Below are 15,694 nucleotides of genomic sequence, written 5' to 3'. Positions count from 1 at the left end.
TTTATTTAAGCGTACTTATATTAACAATTTATGTTACCAGACAGTAAAAGCTTTTTATTTGAAAGTGGCAAGCACTTTCAAATATTTATTGAACCTAGAAACATCAGTTGACTGCGTTCTCAAGCGTAGAAAAAATGGCTGATAGTAAGGCGTAGCTTGCAGCAAGTAGTTATTCTACTTGCAAAAGTTACAACGCAGATAGCAGTCATTTTAGCAAGCTTGTGAGCTTAGAACACTTCACTCATTGGGTGAAAGCCATGATCCTAAATAAATCGGTTGAACGCACAATTTAGCTTTAATCTATTGAAGTTAAATACAAAACTAAACAACCCAACCCAACCCTAATTCACCCATCAGGTGAGTGCTGAACATTCATATACTTGCCAATCGCTTAGGTTTGAACAATAAAAACAGTAGTAAGCCACCATCAACCGACCCTGACAATAATAAAGACAAAAAGCCTCGTAATAATAGTAAGGCTGGCGGGCAAAAAGGTCATATTGGCACGACGTTAAGACAGGTCAAAAATCCTGATAGTATTGAACCTAGAAACATCAGTTGACTGCGTTCTCAGGCGTAGAGAAAATGGCTGATAGTAAGGCGTAGCTTGCAGCAAGTAGTTATTCTACTCGCAAAAGTCACAACGCAAATAGCAGTCATTTTCGTAAGCTTGTGAGCGTAGAGCACTTCACTCATTGGGTGAAAGCTATGATGATAAAATCATCGTATTGCGCTCAAACAGTTACTCGTATATTCAGCGTTCAACTGATGTTTTTAGGTTGAACCCATAAAAATCGATAAATTCTTTGACAAAATAAGCTACATCATGCCAATGATTTTGAAGTCTGTATGTGATCTAATTGCTATAAAGTTTGTGATCTATTGTCAGTAAAAGCTTATTAATTGAGACTTTTGTATCAATATTGAAAATTAATTAATTCAAGGTGCGAAACGTGGGCTTCATCTAACTTTTTATAAATAATTAATTGATAAACAATAAATACTTGAGTGATATTATGGTACAGGAAAACCATGGGAAACGAGCATGCCTCGTAAAATGTCAGGTCTGTCAGTGATAATTCCATCCACTCCCCAACACATAAGTTGTTGGATTTTTGCGTAGTTAAAATCGGTGCCTTGCTGTTCAGTCCAACCCCAAGTAACGATTTTTATCCCAAGTGACTGAGCTTCATTGAGTGCCTTTTTAGTCAGTTCCATTTCGAAGGGTTCCCATAAATCACCATTTAGCTTATGTACCATTTGCGGATAATTAAAGCTAAAATCAGCGGCTTTTAAGGGAGCAGTCCATAAATACCCATCGCCAATAGAGACTTGATCGGCATGTGAATAAGGGCTGTAGGATTGAGAGCTTAAAAATGCTGTCTTCACCTTAGGTACTAATTTTTTTAACTCTAGCAAGGCGGCCCATTCAAAAGCTTGTACCTCAGTATTTGCAGTAATTTGTTTATGGTTGATCACTTTAGCTAAGGCCTTAGCCATAACCTTTGGTGCAACGGTGATATTTCTGATTGTAGGATCTGTCTTCATTTCTATTTGAAAACGGATAGGCCTTTGTTTATTGGCTTGTACAAAATCGATAACTTGCTCAAGTGTCGGGATGATGATGTGTTTTTTGTCGACTCGATATGGGTACATTTTTTTTAACCGTGAGTTTGTTTTCAACTCACCAACAGTGAAGGTTTGTAATTGTTTTAGTGTTAGCGAGCGAACTGCAATAGGCAGATTTATCCATTTACCGAACTTATCTTTAGTTGATTGAGGGTTGAGCTTATAATCGTGAGTGGCAACCAAAACACCGTCTTTTGTCATATTGACATCAATATCGACTACATCCACACCGAGATTAAGAGTTGTCTCATAGCCAATAAGAGTGTTTTCAGGGGCGAGTGCTCTAAAACCACGATGGGCATAGATGTCTATTTTATCTTTTGTTTTAAGAGGTGAGTTGGAGTACGCACATCTGTCGTTGGCTACAACTTGTGTAGAGACAACCAAGGCCAAGGCTAATATATTTGTGAACTTTATCGCAGTGATTAATTTCAAAATAAGCTCTCTACGTTTAACAGCTTTTATTAATAACATAAGCCAAAATATAAAGCTTAAAAGTGATCAAATACTGGAATTCATTGTGACCAATTCTTTTCACTGTAGCGCTGGGTTATAAATATAAAACAGCACATCGAACTTTTCATAATGAATTTCAATAAAAAAATCAAAAACCAAAATTTGAGAAGTCGTAGAATTATATAGGATAATCAAATCAATAATAATGCGTTTCTATGTAAGCTGCGTAAGCAACTAAACCATAAACTTCATATAACTATCTTCACTATAAATAATATTTTCATTATCCTAAATAAATCGGTTGAACGCACAATTTAACTTTAATTTATTGAAATTAGATACAAAACTAAACAACCCTAATTCACCTATTAGGTGAGTGCTGAACATTCATATACATGCCAAAATCACCGCTAGCTGCGTTATAAATTTTGCAAGTAGAACCACTACTTGCTGCTATTTATGCCTTGCTATCAGTAATTTTTTCTGCGTATATGAACGCTCCCAACCGATTTATTTAGGATTATCTTTTTAAAATCAAATTATTATAGATTTTGTTGCGAAACCACTGGCTAAGTAACGATCACTTTGATGTTATGGCGGTGGAGATGATGTGTAATCAGAAAATATCCATGAAGGAAAGCTCGTCCTCATAGTTCGCGGCATTAAAACGTAATCTGGTTTGTTGCTGGATATCATAGGCTTCATCAAGTCGTTTGACTAATGTACTATCGATATCACTGCCCATTCTGCTCAGCATAATTGTTAATTCTGAGAGGGTGAACTCCTCAATACGATCTAACAGCATCTCAACGTCTTTTGAGTCCAGTTGAGGCTTATTTAAAATTGGGTGAGAGTTTGCAATCGATAAATCCACAAGTAAACCGCTCTGCCATTCCTCACTAAACTCACTTAATTGCACCGGCTGATTATCCTTACTTAACGAGGTAGTACCCGAAAGGTCATCGTCATCCATTAAAGACAAAATTGCCTCATCTTCACCACCTTGGCTGGCGCTCGTATCCATAGGCTCAAACTCTTGCTCCGTGTCATTCGTCGCTGCACCATCGTGATGCCATGAAGTGAACGGTATATTTTTGTACTGCACGGATGAACCTAGTCTCTCTCTCAATTGGCTAGGTACGTCGCAGAACGAATATTTCTCAAGGAGCGCTTTTAATGTAGGGGAACTCAAAGAGTCTGCATGATACACGATACTGCGGTGGACTTCCGAGGTCAGGAGCAAGCCACTTTGTATACACTTCTCAATCATGTCTATATCAAGCCAAATTTCCTGCTGTGCCTGCTTGTTGTTTGTGGCTCTTGGCGCTTGCTTTTGTGACAACGGCTCATTTCGTTGTATAACGTCAGTACTGACAACGGCTTGCGGACAGTTGTTAGCAAACTCAGCCGGAAAGTCACTGATTAATGTATTAATAAACAAAGAAAGCTCATCGGCAGACCAGTTGCTGATAGTGATACTATTTTGAGTACTTAAGCTTAACTGAGGAAAGGGCAGCTCAATCACTTCATCATCAATATTGAGCAGACGAATATCATCTTGATTAATATGGTAAGGAGTATGGGCGCTGGCAAAGGATAAGCTGAACCAATAACAAAAAAGCACCATGGGGCAATCTGTTTGTTGTGATTGTTTATCAGTGAGTAATGTGACTCCTTTATTTGTATCCATACTGTTGCTGAGTACATAAAAAGTCACAGCATTTATTGTTCTAGGATACTTTACTGGCAAAACTACCCCTCTGATGGCCAGTCCAAAATTAAGTGTGTTCATCGTTTTTTCTTTGGGTTTTACAGCCGCATTCAGATATTGACCGTAATCTTTTCCCGCTAGGCAAAGGGTATAAAATTTCTTAGCTGGTAATAAAATTGATAATTGATGTAGGTCATTAGCAGTACTGAATACCTTGCATAATACCAGCCAACAGTTGATATCGTTAAAAAATATCTCAGTTTTTAACACAAATGAAAACAAACTGGCTGCAATTAAATACACTTGAACCTGATTCAAACTTTTAATATTAACGCCCTTAAGGACGATCGGATACAAAGCATTAACCCATTGTGTTGATGTGGGACATGAGCGGGTTACCCTGCAAAAATGAAAGTAATGTCTTACACTCTCATGATTCTGGTTTTTTAAATCGAGAGCACAGGATAGAATGGTTTTATTGATTGGCTTACAGAGTAATTGTTCCCAGCAGGAGAATTTCCTCACTTCCTCATCGCCCAGAGGGCGGTTTCCCTCAGGACGAGGCGCATTTGCAAAGAATAATTTTAATCCCAGCTGACCGTTGGCAAAACAGATTTTACCGAGCGCGCTCAATATCCTTTGATGGATTTTTATTGAGCATGGGAGCGATAATCCCGTTATTTCGGACGAATTCAATAGGCAGTAGTTACGCAAGTTTTCCAGCAGCTCAAGCTCACCTTTAATGGTCAACGCCAACGCTTTTAGCGATATTAGCTCATCATTACCCTTATCGCGAAAGTGAGTGATCAGCTCTGCGATAGGTGAGCAGGAAAAAGCCTTTTTCACAGCTTTAAGAGATGATTGCTTCCACTCGTGAATACAGAGCTTCAGTAGTTGGTCGTTGGGTTGACCATCAATGTTTAATAAAGAAAACAGCTTAGTTATCTCATCCACTGTTGGCGGCACCGAGAAAACCGCAAAAGCACAAGCTAATCTGAGAAGGTGGATCCGACCATTTTTCTGCAGCGCAGAGTCTTCAAGCAAATTAAACCAGCTGTCAGCATTAACAGGCCGACTCATCATTTTAACGAATATCAGCATATACAAGTGCAGATTTAATTTGCGACCCTCATGCAAATGTGGCAGTTTCAGCAATTTAACAATACACGTCATCGACACTTCGTCAGGCAGACCACGGCGATGAAATATCAGCGACAAGGATTTGAACAGCAGCAGAGTTAATCTGCCGTCCTGCTGAAGTTGCGGCAGTTCCAGCAGCTCAATAAAGCGCTTCATATCGGTTTCGTTAGGCAGACCACAGCCACGAAATATTGACGACAACTTTTTGAACAGCGGTTGACTTAATCTGCCGCCCTGCTGCAGTTGCGGCAGTTCCAGTAGCTCAATGAAGCGCTTCATACTGGCGTCGTCAGGCAGACCTCGGCCATTAAATATCGACGACAGGGATTTGAACAGCGGTAGGCTTAATCTGTCGCCATCCTGCAATTGCGGCATTTTCAGCAGTTGAATAAAGCGCTTCATCTCCGCTTCGTTAGGTAGACCGCGACAATTAAATATCGACGACAAGGATTTGAGTAACGGCAGACTCAATGTGCCGCCCTCCTGCAGCTGCGGAAGCTTCAGTAACTCAATAAAGCGCTTCATCTCCGCTTCGTTAGGCAGACCGTGGCCATGAAATATCGACGACAGAGATTTGAGTAACGGCAGGCTCAATGTGCCGCCCATTTGCAGTTTCGGTAGTTCAAGCAGCTCAATAAAGCGGTCCATTTCCACTTTGTCAGGTAGACCGCGGGCATTAAGTATCGACGATAGAGATTTGAACAACGGCAGGCTTAATCTACCGTTCTCCTGCAGTTGCGGCAGTTCGAGAATCTTAATAAAGTGTTCCATTGCCACTTCGTCAGGCAGACCGCGACCATTAAATATCGACGATAGGGATTTGAGCAACGGTAGGCTTAATGTGCCATCCATCTGCAACAGCGGCAGTTTTAGCAGCTTAATAAAGCTCTCTATCTCTGTTTTGTCAGGCAGGCAGCAGCCATGATATATCGACGACAGAGATTTGAGCAACGGCAGGCTTATTTTACCGCCCTCCTGCAGCTGCGGTAGTTCAAGCAGCTGAAAAAAGTGCTTCATTTCTGTTTCGTCAGGCAGGCCTTGGCCACTAAATATCGACGACAGGGATTTGAATAACGGTAAGTTTAATGCGTCGCCCTCTTGCAGCTGCGGCAGTTTCACAATTTCAATAAACCGCGTAATATCCGCTTCGTCAGGCAAACCGAAGCTACTTAGTATCGATGACAGGGACTTGAGCAACGGCACACTTAGTTTGCCGTTTTGCTGCAGCTGAGGCAGTTCCAGCAGCTTAATAAGGCGCGTCACTGTTACTCCATCAGGCAGACCGTGGCCATTCAATATCGACGACAGGGATTTGAGCAACGGTAGTTTTAATGTGCCCCCCTCCTGCAGCTGCGGCAGTTCCAGCAGCTCAGTAAAGCGATCCATTTCCACTTTGTCAGGCTGACCGCAGCCATTAAATATCGACGACATGGACTTGAGCCGCGGCAGGCTTAATTTACCGCCGTCCTGAAACTGCGGTAGTTCCAGCAGTTCAAGAACTTTCGTCATCTCCGCTTCGTCAGGTAGGCCGCGACCTCTAAACATCGACGATATGGACTTGATCCGAGGCAGGCTTAATTTGCCGTCTTCCTGCATCTGCGGCCGTTCCAGGAGTTCAAAAAAACGCTCTATCTCCGCTTCGTTAGGTAGACCTCTTCCATTAAATATAGACGACAGAGACCTGAGCAGCGACAAACTCAATACTCCGTCCTCATACAGCTCCGGCCGTTTCAGCAATTCAAAAAAGCGCGTAATTTCGGCTTCGTTAGGTAAACCGTATCTATGAAATATCGACGATAGTGGTTTCATCGGATTGGTTTGCGCCACCTGAGCGATGTGACTATCACTAAAGCTAAAGAACTTCTTTATCTTACCCTCATTAATCATGCTGGTAAAAAAGCTGGTATCTATTACCTTTGTATCGGCTATTTTTTTGAAAAAAAGTGTAAGTTTATTGCTGTACTGTGCTTGTTGTTCTTCGGATTGCACCTTAACCTTTGATAATAACTTTGTGAATGCAGGAGCAACTTTAATGCCTTTACTATCCATTGTATCCTGAAGTTCTTGAGGCAGTTTGTTATCCTGCGAAACTAAATAACATTTACTCGCCGCCGTTGTGATACGCGATTTTTTAGAACCGACTTTCCCTTCTTCAGCCCTCGGCCTTTTACGGCTAGACTTATTAGCGTTATTTGAGGACGAGGGAGTGTCATATATGACACCGGAAGCCGTATTTGAAGTGGAGGTGAGTGCCATGTTTATTACCTTTTTTAAGGGCGGGTGTTTTTGAGTTTATATACTCGTTTTACCTGAAAATGCCCTGATAGTTGCCTCTTTAAGCATCACGGGTATAGATAAATGAAGCCTTCTTCTTGAGCTCATACTGCATTAGCAGCAGGGTTTTGAAATGTTAAATGGCCTTTTAAATGAGTACAAATGGAATATATTTAAGATTTACAAACTGTGGTAAGGGACGTGGCGGAAGAATGTATACCAATTTTATCGTCACTCCTGCGAACGCAGGAGTCCAGAGTCTTTGGTTAATTTGGGCACAAGTCGCTGGATACCTGCGTTCGCAGGTATGACAAATTAAGCGTTGAAATTTAAAGTGGTATTATTTGAACTGCGACATCCCTAAGGGCTTAAGGGGACGAAATAAATCATCCATAAAGCCAAAAAATAAGGCACAGTATCACGGTCATATCAGTGCGAAATGACGAATTTATAGTGAGTGGAGCATGAATTTCTCCTAAGGCTAAAAAGTCTTTCAATTTTGATGCCCTAAATGTGTAACTACCACAACTTATTGAGTAGTTACTTTCGTTGAACCTTGTGAAATGTTATTCAATATTCTGGATCTATTTATTAACATTTATGTTAAATGTTAATTCGCTGGGCTTTATATGGGTGTTTTAGGTTTTTTTACTTAATTATACTTACCTCTGTACTGACCATTAGATCTTTATTTGATGGAATTATGCTTGTTTATTGCTCTTTTTGTATCATTGTATAAACATATAAATCACATATGTTGATTTAAAGGTGTAATGTTAATGAATACCCTAACTGCATAATTACCAGTAAATCTTTTCGCTTGTTAAAGATAATGCAGGGGGTACTTCATTGAACCTCGTTTAAGCTCTTTACCCTCGATAATGCTTTCAACTATTACCTTCGAGTAATTATTTTGATTTTATATCCTTTAGCATATAAAGTTATTATTATATGTTGCAGGTTATAATTTAGGGTTTTCACTTAAAGAGGGGATATATGAAACTGAATTCTCCAGCAGAGTTGTCGTCTTTTCTCAAAGCACAGAGAAAGCAACTCAAGCGTTCACAAGCCGATGTGTGCGAAAAAATTGGTCTCCACCAGCCATCGCTCTCTTCGTTTGAGAAGCAGTCTGATCAGTCTAAAATTGAAACCTTATTTAGAATTGCTCATGAACTAGGGCTAGAAGTGCACCTTCAGACTCAACATGAAACCGTACCTGATGCTCGGCAATGGACTGAGGAATGGTGAGTATGAAATTGCATGTCAGCTTGAATGATTTCGTGGTGGGGTATTTATCTAAAGACAAGCATGGTGGTCTTTATTTTGAATACACATCTGAGTGGCTATCAACGGCGGGGGCTAGGCCCATTTCGCTCTCTTTGCCATTAACCGCACAAAAGTATTCTGGTGAGATCGTCTATAACTTCTTCGACAATTTATTGCCTGATAACCCAGCGATACGAAATAAAATTCAATCACGATTTCAATTATCCACCAATCATGCTTTTGATTTGTTAGCTGCTATTGGCCACGATTGCGTCGGAGCCATTCAATTATCTCAACATGCTCCGGTTTCCGTTAAGACCATGCAATATGAGTCACTGACCGAAACCGATATCGAGCAGCTATTGGCTGGTTACCGTGAAGCTCCATTGGGAATGCTGGCCGAGGATACGGATTTTCGGATCTCCATTGCCGGAGCCCAAGAGAAAACAGCTTTGCTTAAAATCGGAGATACCTGGAATAAGCCCATAGGATCAACGCCCACCAGCCATATTTTAAAATTGCCAATGGGGGAGTTGCCGCATGTGAATATCGACTTGTCGGAAAGTTGCGAAAACGAATTTGTTTGTTTAGAGCTCGCTCGGGCATTAGGGTTTGAAGCCGCTCGCAGTGAAGTGGTACAGTTTGGATCGCAACGAGTACTGAGTGTTGAACGCTTTGACCGTAAATATGCCAGAGATGGTTCTTGGCTAATGCGTCTGCCTCAAGAAGATTTTTGCCAGGCTATGGGAATGTCATCAGCATTGAAATATCAAGCGGATGGTGGTCCTGATATTCAGGCCTGCATGAAACTGCTGAGCGCTTCTTCTTGTAAAGAAGATAGAGACACTTTTTTCAGTAGCCAAATATTATTTTGGTTATTAGCGGGCATCGATGGTCATGCGAAAAATTTCAGTGTGTACTTAATGCCGGATAATCGGTATCGAATGACACCACTGTACGACATATTGTCAGCTCACCCGTTAATGCAAAAACCAGGTGGTTTGGCAAAGCAAAAAATAAAAATGGCGATGTCATTAAAAGGAAAAAATACCCAATGGAAGTGGGATAAGATCCTGCCTCGACACTTTTTATCTACCGCAAGACAGGTTGGTTATTCTGAGCTTGCCGCTAAGCAAACGTTAGAGCGCATTGCTGATGAGTTAGAAACAGCGATTGAGCTGGTGGAAAGTAAGATCCCAACACAATTTCCTGAACATATTGCAGCAGCAATTTTTGCTGGCGTGAGAGGAAGAGCCAAACGGATTGCAATTTGATCTATCAATGAGGTGAGCAACATGTTTGGCCAATCATTAGATTGATTTTTCATGGGATTGAGTACATTAGCAATCTTAATCTACTCAAATTGTGAGTTAAATAATTTTGTATTTGACTCATTTTATGATTAAAATAAAGTCATTATTCGCCTCAGGAATCGATTATGTGGATTTGGCAACAACCGGCTTGGCCTAACTTTGAATGGAGCCACGAGTGCATTAATCCACTTTTGTGTGAAGTGCATTTCAATCAAGGTAAATTATTAGGGCAAATGGGACATGCCAATGCTCAGGTTACCTTAGACACTCTGCTTGCAAATATCGTTCATTCTAGTGCTATTGAAGGCGAAAAACTCAATGCCAGCTCAGTGCGCTCTTCTCTGGCGAATAAGCTTGGCGTACAAGAAACAAAGCCCTATCCAACATCTAAGCAGACTGAAGGCTTGGCCGAGATGATGGTCGATGCTATTGATAACTGGGACCAACGTCTTACGCTAGAGCGTATATTGTATTGGCATTTACTGCTTTTCCCTGTTGAGCAGACGGCACTTAACCCAATCGCTGGTGGCACTTTGCGAGGCGATATGCCAATGCAAGTGGTATCCGGTCGATTGGATAGACCAACCGTACATTTTGAAGCGCCGCCAAGAGCTGAACTAGAATCGGAGCTGGCTCAGTTTATTGATTGGTTTAATGAATCTAGATTAGACACATTGCTCAACCCACTTGTTCGTGCCGCTATTGCGCACTTATGGTTCGTGACTATCCATCCTCTGGACGATGGCAATGGGCGTATCACTCGGTTACTGACCGATTTAGCATTGGCACAAGCTGAAAACCAATCGATTCGTTTATATGCCATGTCGGTGAGCATTCTGGGAAAGCGTAAAAGCTATTACAACCTATTAGAAAACAGCCAAAAAGGCACACTGGACATTACTCCTTGGCTGCACTGGTTTTTAGAAACCTTGAATCAAACTCTGCTCTATACCTTAAAAGATATTGAGCAAACGGTCGCTAAGACCCAGTTTTGGCAGCGTGTCGATCAAACGGCTTTGACTCAAGAGCAAGTCAAAGTGCTGAATCGTTTACTTGATGGCGATTTTTCTGAGGGGATCAGTAGCAGCCAATATCAAAAGGTGGCTAAGGTGAGCCGAGCCACAGCGACTCGACACCTCGTTTATTTAGTTGAACAGGGCTGTTTATGCAAGAGTGAAGCTGGAGGCAGAAGCCAGCGCTATAAAATTGCACTCGCCTAAGTTAAGTTTCTCATTTCAGCTTCTTGTTCGATGAGTTTTTCAACCATTTCTGCCAAGCGTACTTTATCTTGTCGAACCATGGTGTCGAGCCAACTTTTATGTGCTGGATTTAAATAGATATTGCAACAACTCTTATCTTCATTCTTCTGTCGCTGCAGTCGTTGACTCCATGCTCTGCTGAGTCCGCTTATCAAAGAGTTCTTAATCAGTTTTGTATGATTCATATTGATAAAAGCAATCGTCGCTGCTTTATATTCATCATCAGAGGTGGGGCGCCAAGCTAAATATTCAGCATCTTTCGATGCATTCTGCACGTATTCCCATGCCCATTGTGGATCATAGCTATGCTTATCAAACATCTTACAGATACGATTATCTTCGAGCCTATCTTTGCTGAACTCCACAATTTCTTTAGTAAGAAGAAGTTGATCCTTTCTAGCTAGTTCACTATGTTTAAACGCTTTTATTATATCCTGCTGGCGGTCATGATGATTATTACAATTGTCGTCAAAACTTTTACGAGGAAGGTATTCTCTTAGCCTATGGAGAAGACCTTCTCGTCTATAGTACTTATTAAGTGGCTGGCGTTGAGATGCATCTTTCAATACACACCATACCCAATTGCAAAAACGTTCACCTTGGGATGTTAACCATTTTAATTCACTTACCGCAAGCTGATCTTGCTTCTCAAATTCCTTGATTAACTCATTGTTAATTTTATAAATTGTCTTAGTGTCACTTTGTTCGACAATTGAGTAAATATCATCATTTAATCTACCGACTAGGTCTGAAAGCGATAGCTCATGGGGGTTATGTGGTTTTCTGGCCTTATAGTGCTCGATTAAGTATCCAAAATAAAACCAACACTCACGAAAACTCATTGGGTTGAGTTCTTCTTTGGTCTCGTCATGAGTAACGACATTAAACGCCATCTCTAACCTTCCTTAGTTATTGTACTTTAGTAAGTGATAAGCCTTAATTGATAATCAATTTAAGCAACATTTAATGACTGAAATACAACCATCACTCACACTATTCAAGCTAAAAATTAAATCACTTCTAAGTTGGTTTATCGTGTCTTTTAAAGAAGTTAAAGTGATGCCTAGGTGTATTATTAACAAGGTTAGAGTGTATTTTTAGTGTTGTAAAAAGGTCAAATTTTCAGAAAATCCTGATAAACACTGGCATAAACTGTCGTTTCATTGGTACAAGAATACATCGGTTTCTATCACTCAGTGTGATGTTTACATAAAAGCAGAGTTCATGTTGTGGAATATCCCTTACGTAGATAAGGCCAAGAACAGCTCAAGCAGTTGGATAGGTAATATAGCAATAGGATCTTTTGTATAGGGTATTCCAATAAACAGATTGATCAGTGAAAGAAGTAGCACCAATAACAAGTATTGAGAAAGGCTACACCTCATCACAATCCAGTAAAAAATAATGACCATGGGCATACCTATGAATTAACCACTCATAGGACAAACCCATGGACATAATTAAACCACAACACCCTAAACATAAACTGATCATCAAAGATTGGTTTGAAGAGCTACCCATACAGCAGTTGCTTGCCGACAGCGAAGAGCGCTATTTAGCGCAAACCTTAAATACGTTAAATAAAGCCGTGATGCATTACCCTCGCACGTATGCGCTGCGAGTGGATTTGCGCTTACCGTCGCTCTTTGTACCGCAACACAAACGGCATCGTGACGAAGTGTATGAAGTGCCAGTATCGGAGCGATTAATGAAACGCTTTATTGAATCACTCAGAGCGCAAATAGAAGCGTTAGACCGACGTCGACAGCGACTCGGCAAGCGAAAATATTCCTGTCGAATTCGTTATGTGTGGTGCCGAGAGCGACATCGTAGCCTCGTTGATCACTTTCATCTGGTGTTGTTTTTTAATAAGGACCGATTTAATACTTTAGGTAACCATCAAAATCAGTACAGTGTATTGAGTCTTATCCAACGGGCTTGGGCCCGAGCATTAGGTGAGCAAGAACAAGAAGTGAAGACGCTTGTACATTTTCCTGATAACCACAGCTATTGGATTAAAGATGGTAAGCCTGGTTGGGAGCAAGACTATTCAGTCTTATTCAATCGCCTCAGCTATTTTGCCAAAAAAAGAACCAAGCCTCGTGGGGAAGGCAAACGCTGCTTTGGATGCAGTCGCTAGCCGTCCTTGGCCGTAAGCTTACCTCCACAGCCAATCCCACATGTCCTCAATGCTCTCTTTAATAGCACTAATATCGTTAACGGCTTGGTGAACGATGAGTTCTACGCTTTCGGTGCTGGTGATCCACAGGCCGCTTATCAACTGCTCAGCCGCCTGTAATACCTGTCCCTGACATAAAGCCGCAGTCGTATCGGATAGGGTAGTGCTTACGCCGGACACGGCTCTTTCCAGTGGTGCCGCTATTCTATTCCCGGCAAGCTGTAATGTGCTGAGCGGGGTGTTGGTCACATGGCGCTGCATCTCTTTGCCCAATAATCCACTGGCACTGGCAGTCAGTTCTGCTGTGAAATACGCTTGGCCGACTTGCTCACTGTAGCCAATCCCATCAATGCAATAATTGACGAAATGTTCACAGTTAAAATGCAGCAAGTGGTAGCTGCCGTCGTCCAATAACGCATAAGCTCGATTGACCGCCTGCTCGGGATTGGGAGCATGGCGTTTGACGTGAATAGGGTGATGGTTGGCAAAGCCAGACAGGCCGGTGAGCTCAACGCCATTTGCATCTGGACTTAAGTGAATGACCGCATCGTTACCCACGTACAAACCGTGGTGATGGAGGATGCCATAGGCATCAAAACGAGTGATCAGGTGATCGCCAAGGCGATAGGAAGGTGAACAAGGTGACATAATGGTGGTCCCAACATGAATGAATATATTGATGGTGTGAAAACCACATCCTTGTGACAGTAAGGCTAAGGGTTACAACTCTAATGACAGAAAGTCGTGATCGATTTGTGCTCGGGTGATGCCGATGTAACGCAAGGTGACGCTCTCTTTGGAGTGGCGGAGCATGTGCATCACTCGGCCAATGTCTTTGGTTTGTTGATAGAGCAGATAGCCTCGGGTTTTACGCATCGAATGGGTGCCAAGACGCAGCCCCAACTCTTCACCGACTAGGGCAAAGGCGGCGCTGACGGCACGGCGACTCAGTGGCCGAGGTGATCCTCGAAATGACTGAGCATTGCGATAGGATTGAAACAAATAGACGTGACAAGGGAACTGAGCCCGAATTCGCTCAATGCGCTCTAACGCCTTGCGATTGAGCGGAATGTCGGCACGCTTGCCGGTTTTGTTTTCGGTTAATCGCAGTCGCTGCCCGTCTATGTCATCAAAACGAATGGATAACAAGTCAGAAATGCGCAGCGCCAGATTGAGGCCAATGTGCCACACATCCGCCATTTGCTCAGAGCAGCGACGCTTAAGTAAATGACCGATGAGATGCACGGTATCGAGCTGCTTGATGGCGTCGACTTCTTGCATGCTTCCTCCTTTTCTCTCTAGGTCGATTGTGGGTAGCCAAAGTGAGGTAAGGCGTTGAAAGGCCGATAAACACTGAGGGGTTAACTGCCCACAATCGCAAACTGGGAAGGGGTTTAAAAGTGGTAATGGGGTGAACTAAGACAGGTCGTCGATGGTCAACTTTTGCTGATAGACGCCCATGTCATAATAAGCGATCAGATTAGAGATGAACAACTGCGTCAGCTCAGCGCCTGCTGCTAATGACTGCCGACCGGTAAACACATGCTCAACACAACCCTGCTCAATATCGACATCAATGTCTTTGATGAGCTCAGGAAATGGCTGGCTGTGATAGGCAAAGTCAGTGATATAACTGATTTGCCACTCCTCCCCTTGACGAATCAGGCTAATTTCTACTGGATGAAAACCGCCGCTGTCCATGTCGTAGTCAGAATCGAATAAATTAAGCGTGAGCCGAGTAGTCTCAGCACTTGGCTCTGGATAAGATATTAAAGCCTTTGCCAACATCTCATATACGCCATCCGGCATCCCTGGAATGGCTAACCGCTGAAGATTAAGCTTCATAAGCGCCTCCCGTATTGAGGTAGCCTCGTTCTGCAAACGACACTGGCTCTTTACCTATCACGATAGGATCCAACACTCTGACATCAATCAAACTCAGCGCATCAACTAAGCGCTGAGTGAGGTGTTTGTCGGCCTCTGAAGGCTCTGCCACCCCTGAAGGGTGGTTGTGCGCCACAATCACTGCGGCGGCATTGTATTTAAGCGCTACTTTTACGACTTCTCTGGGGTGCACCTGTGCACCGTCGATACTGCCTAGAAACAATTCTTGATACTGAATGAGTTGATGCTGGTTATTGAGCAGCATGATGGCAAACACTTCACGCTCAAGATGGGCTAGTTTGCAACTTAAAAACGCTTTGGTGGTGTCGGGGTTGGCGTAGACATCCTTGTCACTGAATTGCTGCGCCAGAAACTGCGCCGCTTTTTCTAACAACTCATAGCCGTTTAAGGCCAGTAAAGAAGATTGGGGTGGTTCAACATCAGACATATCTGCCTCCAAATAAACCGTTGATGAATGAATTCAGGGAGATGACATATATCTGAAGCAGCTTTCAATCGGGGTAAAACGGTAAAAAATTATTGGAGACGTCATGGTATGACATAAGACAACCGGACAATTATT

12 protein-coding genes are annotated in these 15,694 nt (G+C 42.3%); 5 read left to right on the top strand and 7 right to left on the bottom strand.

Translation table 11 applies throughout. From position 1 onward, the window contains the following. Positions 1–361 precede the first annotated feature (361 nt). Entirely contained in the window at positions 362–562 is a 201-nt protein-coding gene (locus E2I05_RS19840) for a DUF6444 domain-containing protein (protein ID WP_121852332.1), read from the top strand. A 452-nt stretch (positions 563–1,014) separates the two neighbouring features. Here E2I05_RS19840 and E2I05_RS19835 read toward each other — a convergent pair whose 3' ends face one another. Both E2I05_RS19835 and E2I05_RS19830 read right to left on the bottom strand, forming a co-directional pair. Continuing rightward, positions 1,015–2,064: a glycerophosphodiester phosphodiesterase family protein gene (locus E2I05_RS19835; RefSeq protein WP_165905435.1), complete on the bottom strand. Its 1,050-nt coding sequence runs from the start codon at positions 2,062–2,064 to the stop codon at positions 1,015–1,017. Positions 2,065–2,701: 637 nt separating this feature from the next. Further along, entirely contained in the window at positions 2,702–7,192 is a 4,491-nt protein-coding gene (locus E2I05_RS19830; protein ID WP_121852334.1) for a hypothetical protein, read from the bottom strand. Positions 7,193–8,206: 1,014 nt separating this feature from the next. Between E2I05_RS19830 and E2I05_RS19825 the strand changes: the two genes are divergently transcribed. The 3 genes from E2I05_RS19825 (at position 8,207) to E2I05_RS19815 (ending at position 11,009) form a co-directional block, all read left to right on the top strand. Then, positions 8,207–8,458 (top strand): helix-turn-helix domain-containing protein, encoded by a 252-nt coding sequence (locus E2I05_RS19825; protein WP_121852335.1) that lies wholly within the window; start codon positions 8,207–8,209, stop codon positions 8,456–8,458. A gap of 2 nt (positions 8,459–8,460) precedes the next feature. Further along, positions 8,461–9,750 carry a type II toxin-antitoxin system HipA family toxin gene (locus E2I05_RS19820; RefSeq protein ID WP_121852336.1) on the top strand — a complete coding sequence of 430 codons (1,290 nt, stop codon included), beginning with the start codon at positions 8,461–8,463 and terminating at the stop codon, positions 9,748–9,750. Between the two features lie 164 nt (positions 9,751–9,914). Beyond that, a complete protein-coding gene (locus tag E2I05_RS19815) occupies positions 9,915–11,009 on the top strand; it encodes a Fic family protein (RefSeq protein WP_121852337.1) in 1,095 nt (364 codons plus the stop codon). On the opposite strand, the gene E2I05_RS19810 is transcribed toward E2I05_RS19815, so the two are convergent. Next, complete coding sequence (locus E2I05_RS19810) at positions 11,006–11,941, bottom strand: hypothetical protein (RefSeq protein ID WP_121852338.1); 936 nt, start codon at positions 11,939–11,941, stop codon at positions 11,006–11,008. The genes E2I05_RS19815 and E2I05_RS19810 overlap by 4 nt on opposite strands. Positions 11,942–12,498: 557 nt before the next feature. Here E2I05_RS19810 and E2I05_RS19805 point away from each other — a divergent pair. Further along, positions 12,499–13,188 carry an inovirus Gp2 family protein gene (locus tag E2I05_RS19805; RefSeq protein WP_121852339.1) on the top strand — a complete coding sequence of 230 codons (690 nt, stop codon included), beginning with the start codon at positions 12,499–12,501 and terminating at the stop codon, positions 13,186–13,188. A gap of 18 nt (positions 13,189–13,206) precedes the next feature. Here E2I05_RS19805 and E2I05_RS19800 read toward each other — a convergent pair whose 3' ends face one another. From E2I05_RS19800 to radC, 4 genes are all read right to left on the bottom strand, one after another. Then, positions 13,207–13,875 carry a lecithin retinol acyltransferase family protein gene (locus E2I05_RS19800; RefSeq protein ID WP_121852340.1) on the bottom strand — a complete coding sequence of 223 codons (669 nt, stop codon included), beginning with the start codon at positions 13,873–13,875 and terminating at the stop codon, positions 13,207–13,209. A 72-nt stretch (positions 13,876–13,947) separates the two neighbouring features. Next, positions 13,948–14,508 (bottom strand): tyrosine-type recombinase/integrase, encoded by a 561-nt coding sequence (locus tag E2I05_RS19795; protein WP_121852341.1) that lies wholly within the window; start codon positions 14,506–14,508, stop codon positions 13,948–13,950. A 135-nt stretch (positions 14,509–14,643) separates the two neighbouring features. Then, the gene (locus tag E2I05_RS19790; RefSeq protein ID WP_121852342.1) at positions 14,644–15,072 is read right to left on the bottom strand and encodes a DUF2787 family protein; all 429 of its coding nucleotides are present in this window, start codon (positions 15,070–15,072) and stop codon (positions 14,644–14,646) included. After that, complete coding sequence (gene radC, locus E2I05_RS19785) at positions 15,062–15,559, bottom strand: RadC family protein (RefSeq protein WP_121852343.1); 498 nt, start codon at positions 15,557–15,559, stop codon at positions 15,062–15,064. Before radC ends, E2I05_RS19790 begins: the two co-directional genes overlap by 11 nt. Between the last annotated feature and the right edge of the window lie 135 nt (positions 15,560–15,694).

Source organism: Parashewanella spongiae, assembly GCF_004358345.1.
Classification (GTDB): domain Bacteria; phylum Pseudomonadota; class Gammaproteobacteria; order Enterobacterales; family Shewanellaceae; genus Parashewanella; species Parashewanella spongiae.
Note: the sequence above shows the minus strand (reverse complement) of the source record. Positions and strands in the feature narration are given on the sequence as shown.

What these genes read in the sequence shown, in the direction of transcription:
- E2I05_RS19830 (WP_121852334.1), bottom strand. Translation starts at nt 7,192, where the DNA reads ATGGCACTCACCTCCACTTCAAATACGGCTTCCGGTGTCATATATGAC.
- E2I05_RS19810 (WP_121852338.1), bottom strand. Translation starts at nt 11,941, where the DNA reads ATGGCGTTTAATGTCGTTACTCATGACGAGACCAAAGAAGAACTCAAC.
- E2I05_RS19805 (WP_121852339.1), top strand. Translation starts at nt 12,499, where the DNA reads ATGGACATAATTAAACCACAACACCCTAAACATAAACTGATCATCAAA.
- E2I05_RS19815 (WP_121852337.1), top strand. Translation starts at nt 9,915, where the DNA reads ATGTGGATTTGGCAACAACCGGCTTGGCCTAACTTTGAATGGAGCCAC.
- E2I05_RS19795 (WP_121852341.1), bottom strand. Translation starts at nt 14,508, where the DNA reads ATGCAAGAAGTCGACGCCATCAAGCAGCTCGATACCGTGCATCTCATC.
- E2I05_RS19790 (WP_121852342.1), bottom strand. Translation starts at nt 15,072, where the DNA reads ATGAAGCTTAATCTTCAGCGGTTAGCCATTCCAGGGATGCCGGATGGC.
- radC (WP_121852343.1), bottom strand. Translation starts at nt 15,559, where the DNA reads ATGTCTGATGTTGAACCACCCCAATCTTCTTTACTGGCCTTAAACGGC.
- E2I05_RS19825 (WP_121852335.1), top strand. Translation starts at nt 8,207, where the DNA reads ATGAAACTGAATTCTCCAGCAGAGTTGTCGTCTTTTCTCAAAGCACAG.
- E2I05_RS19820 (WP_121852336.1), top strand. Translation starts at nt 8,461, where the DNA reads ATGAAATTGCATGTCAGCTTGAATGATTTCGTGGTGGGGTATTTATCT.
- E2I05_RS19800 (WP_121852340.1), bottom strand. Translation starts at nt 13,875, where the DNA reads ATGTCACCTTGTTCACCTTCCTATCGCCTTGGCGATCACCTGATCACT.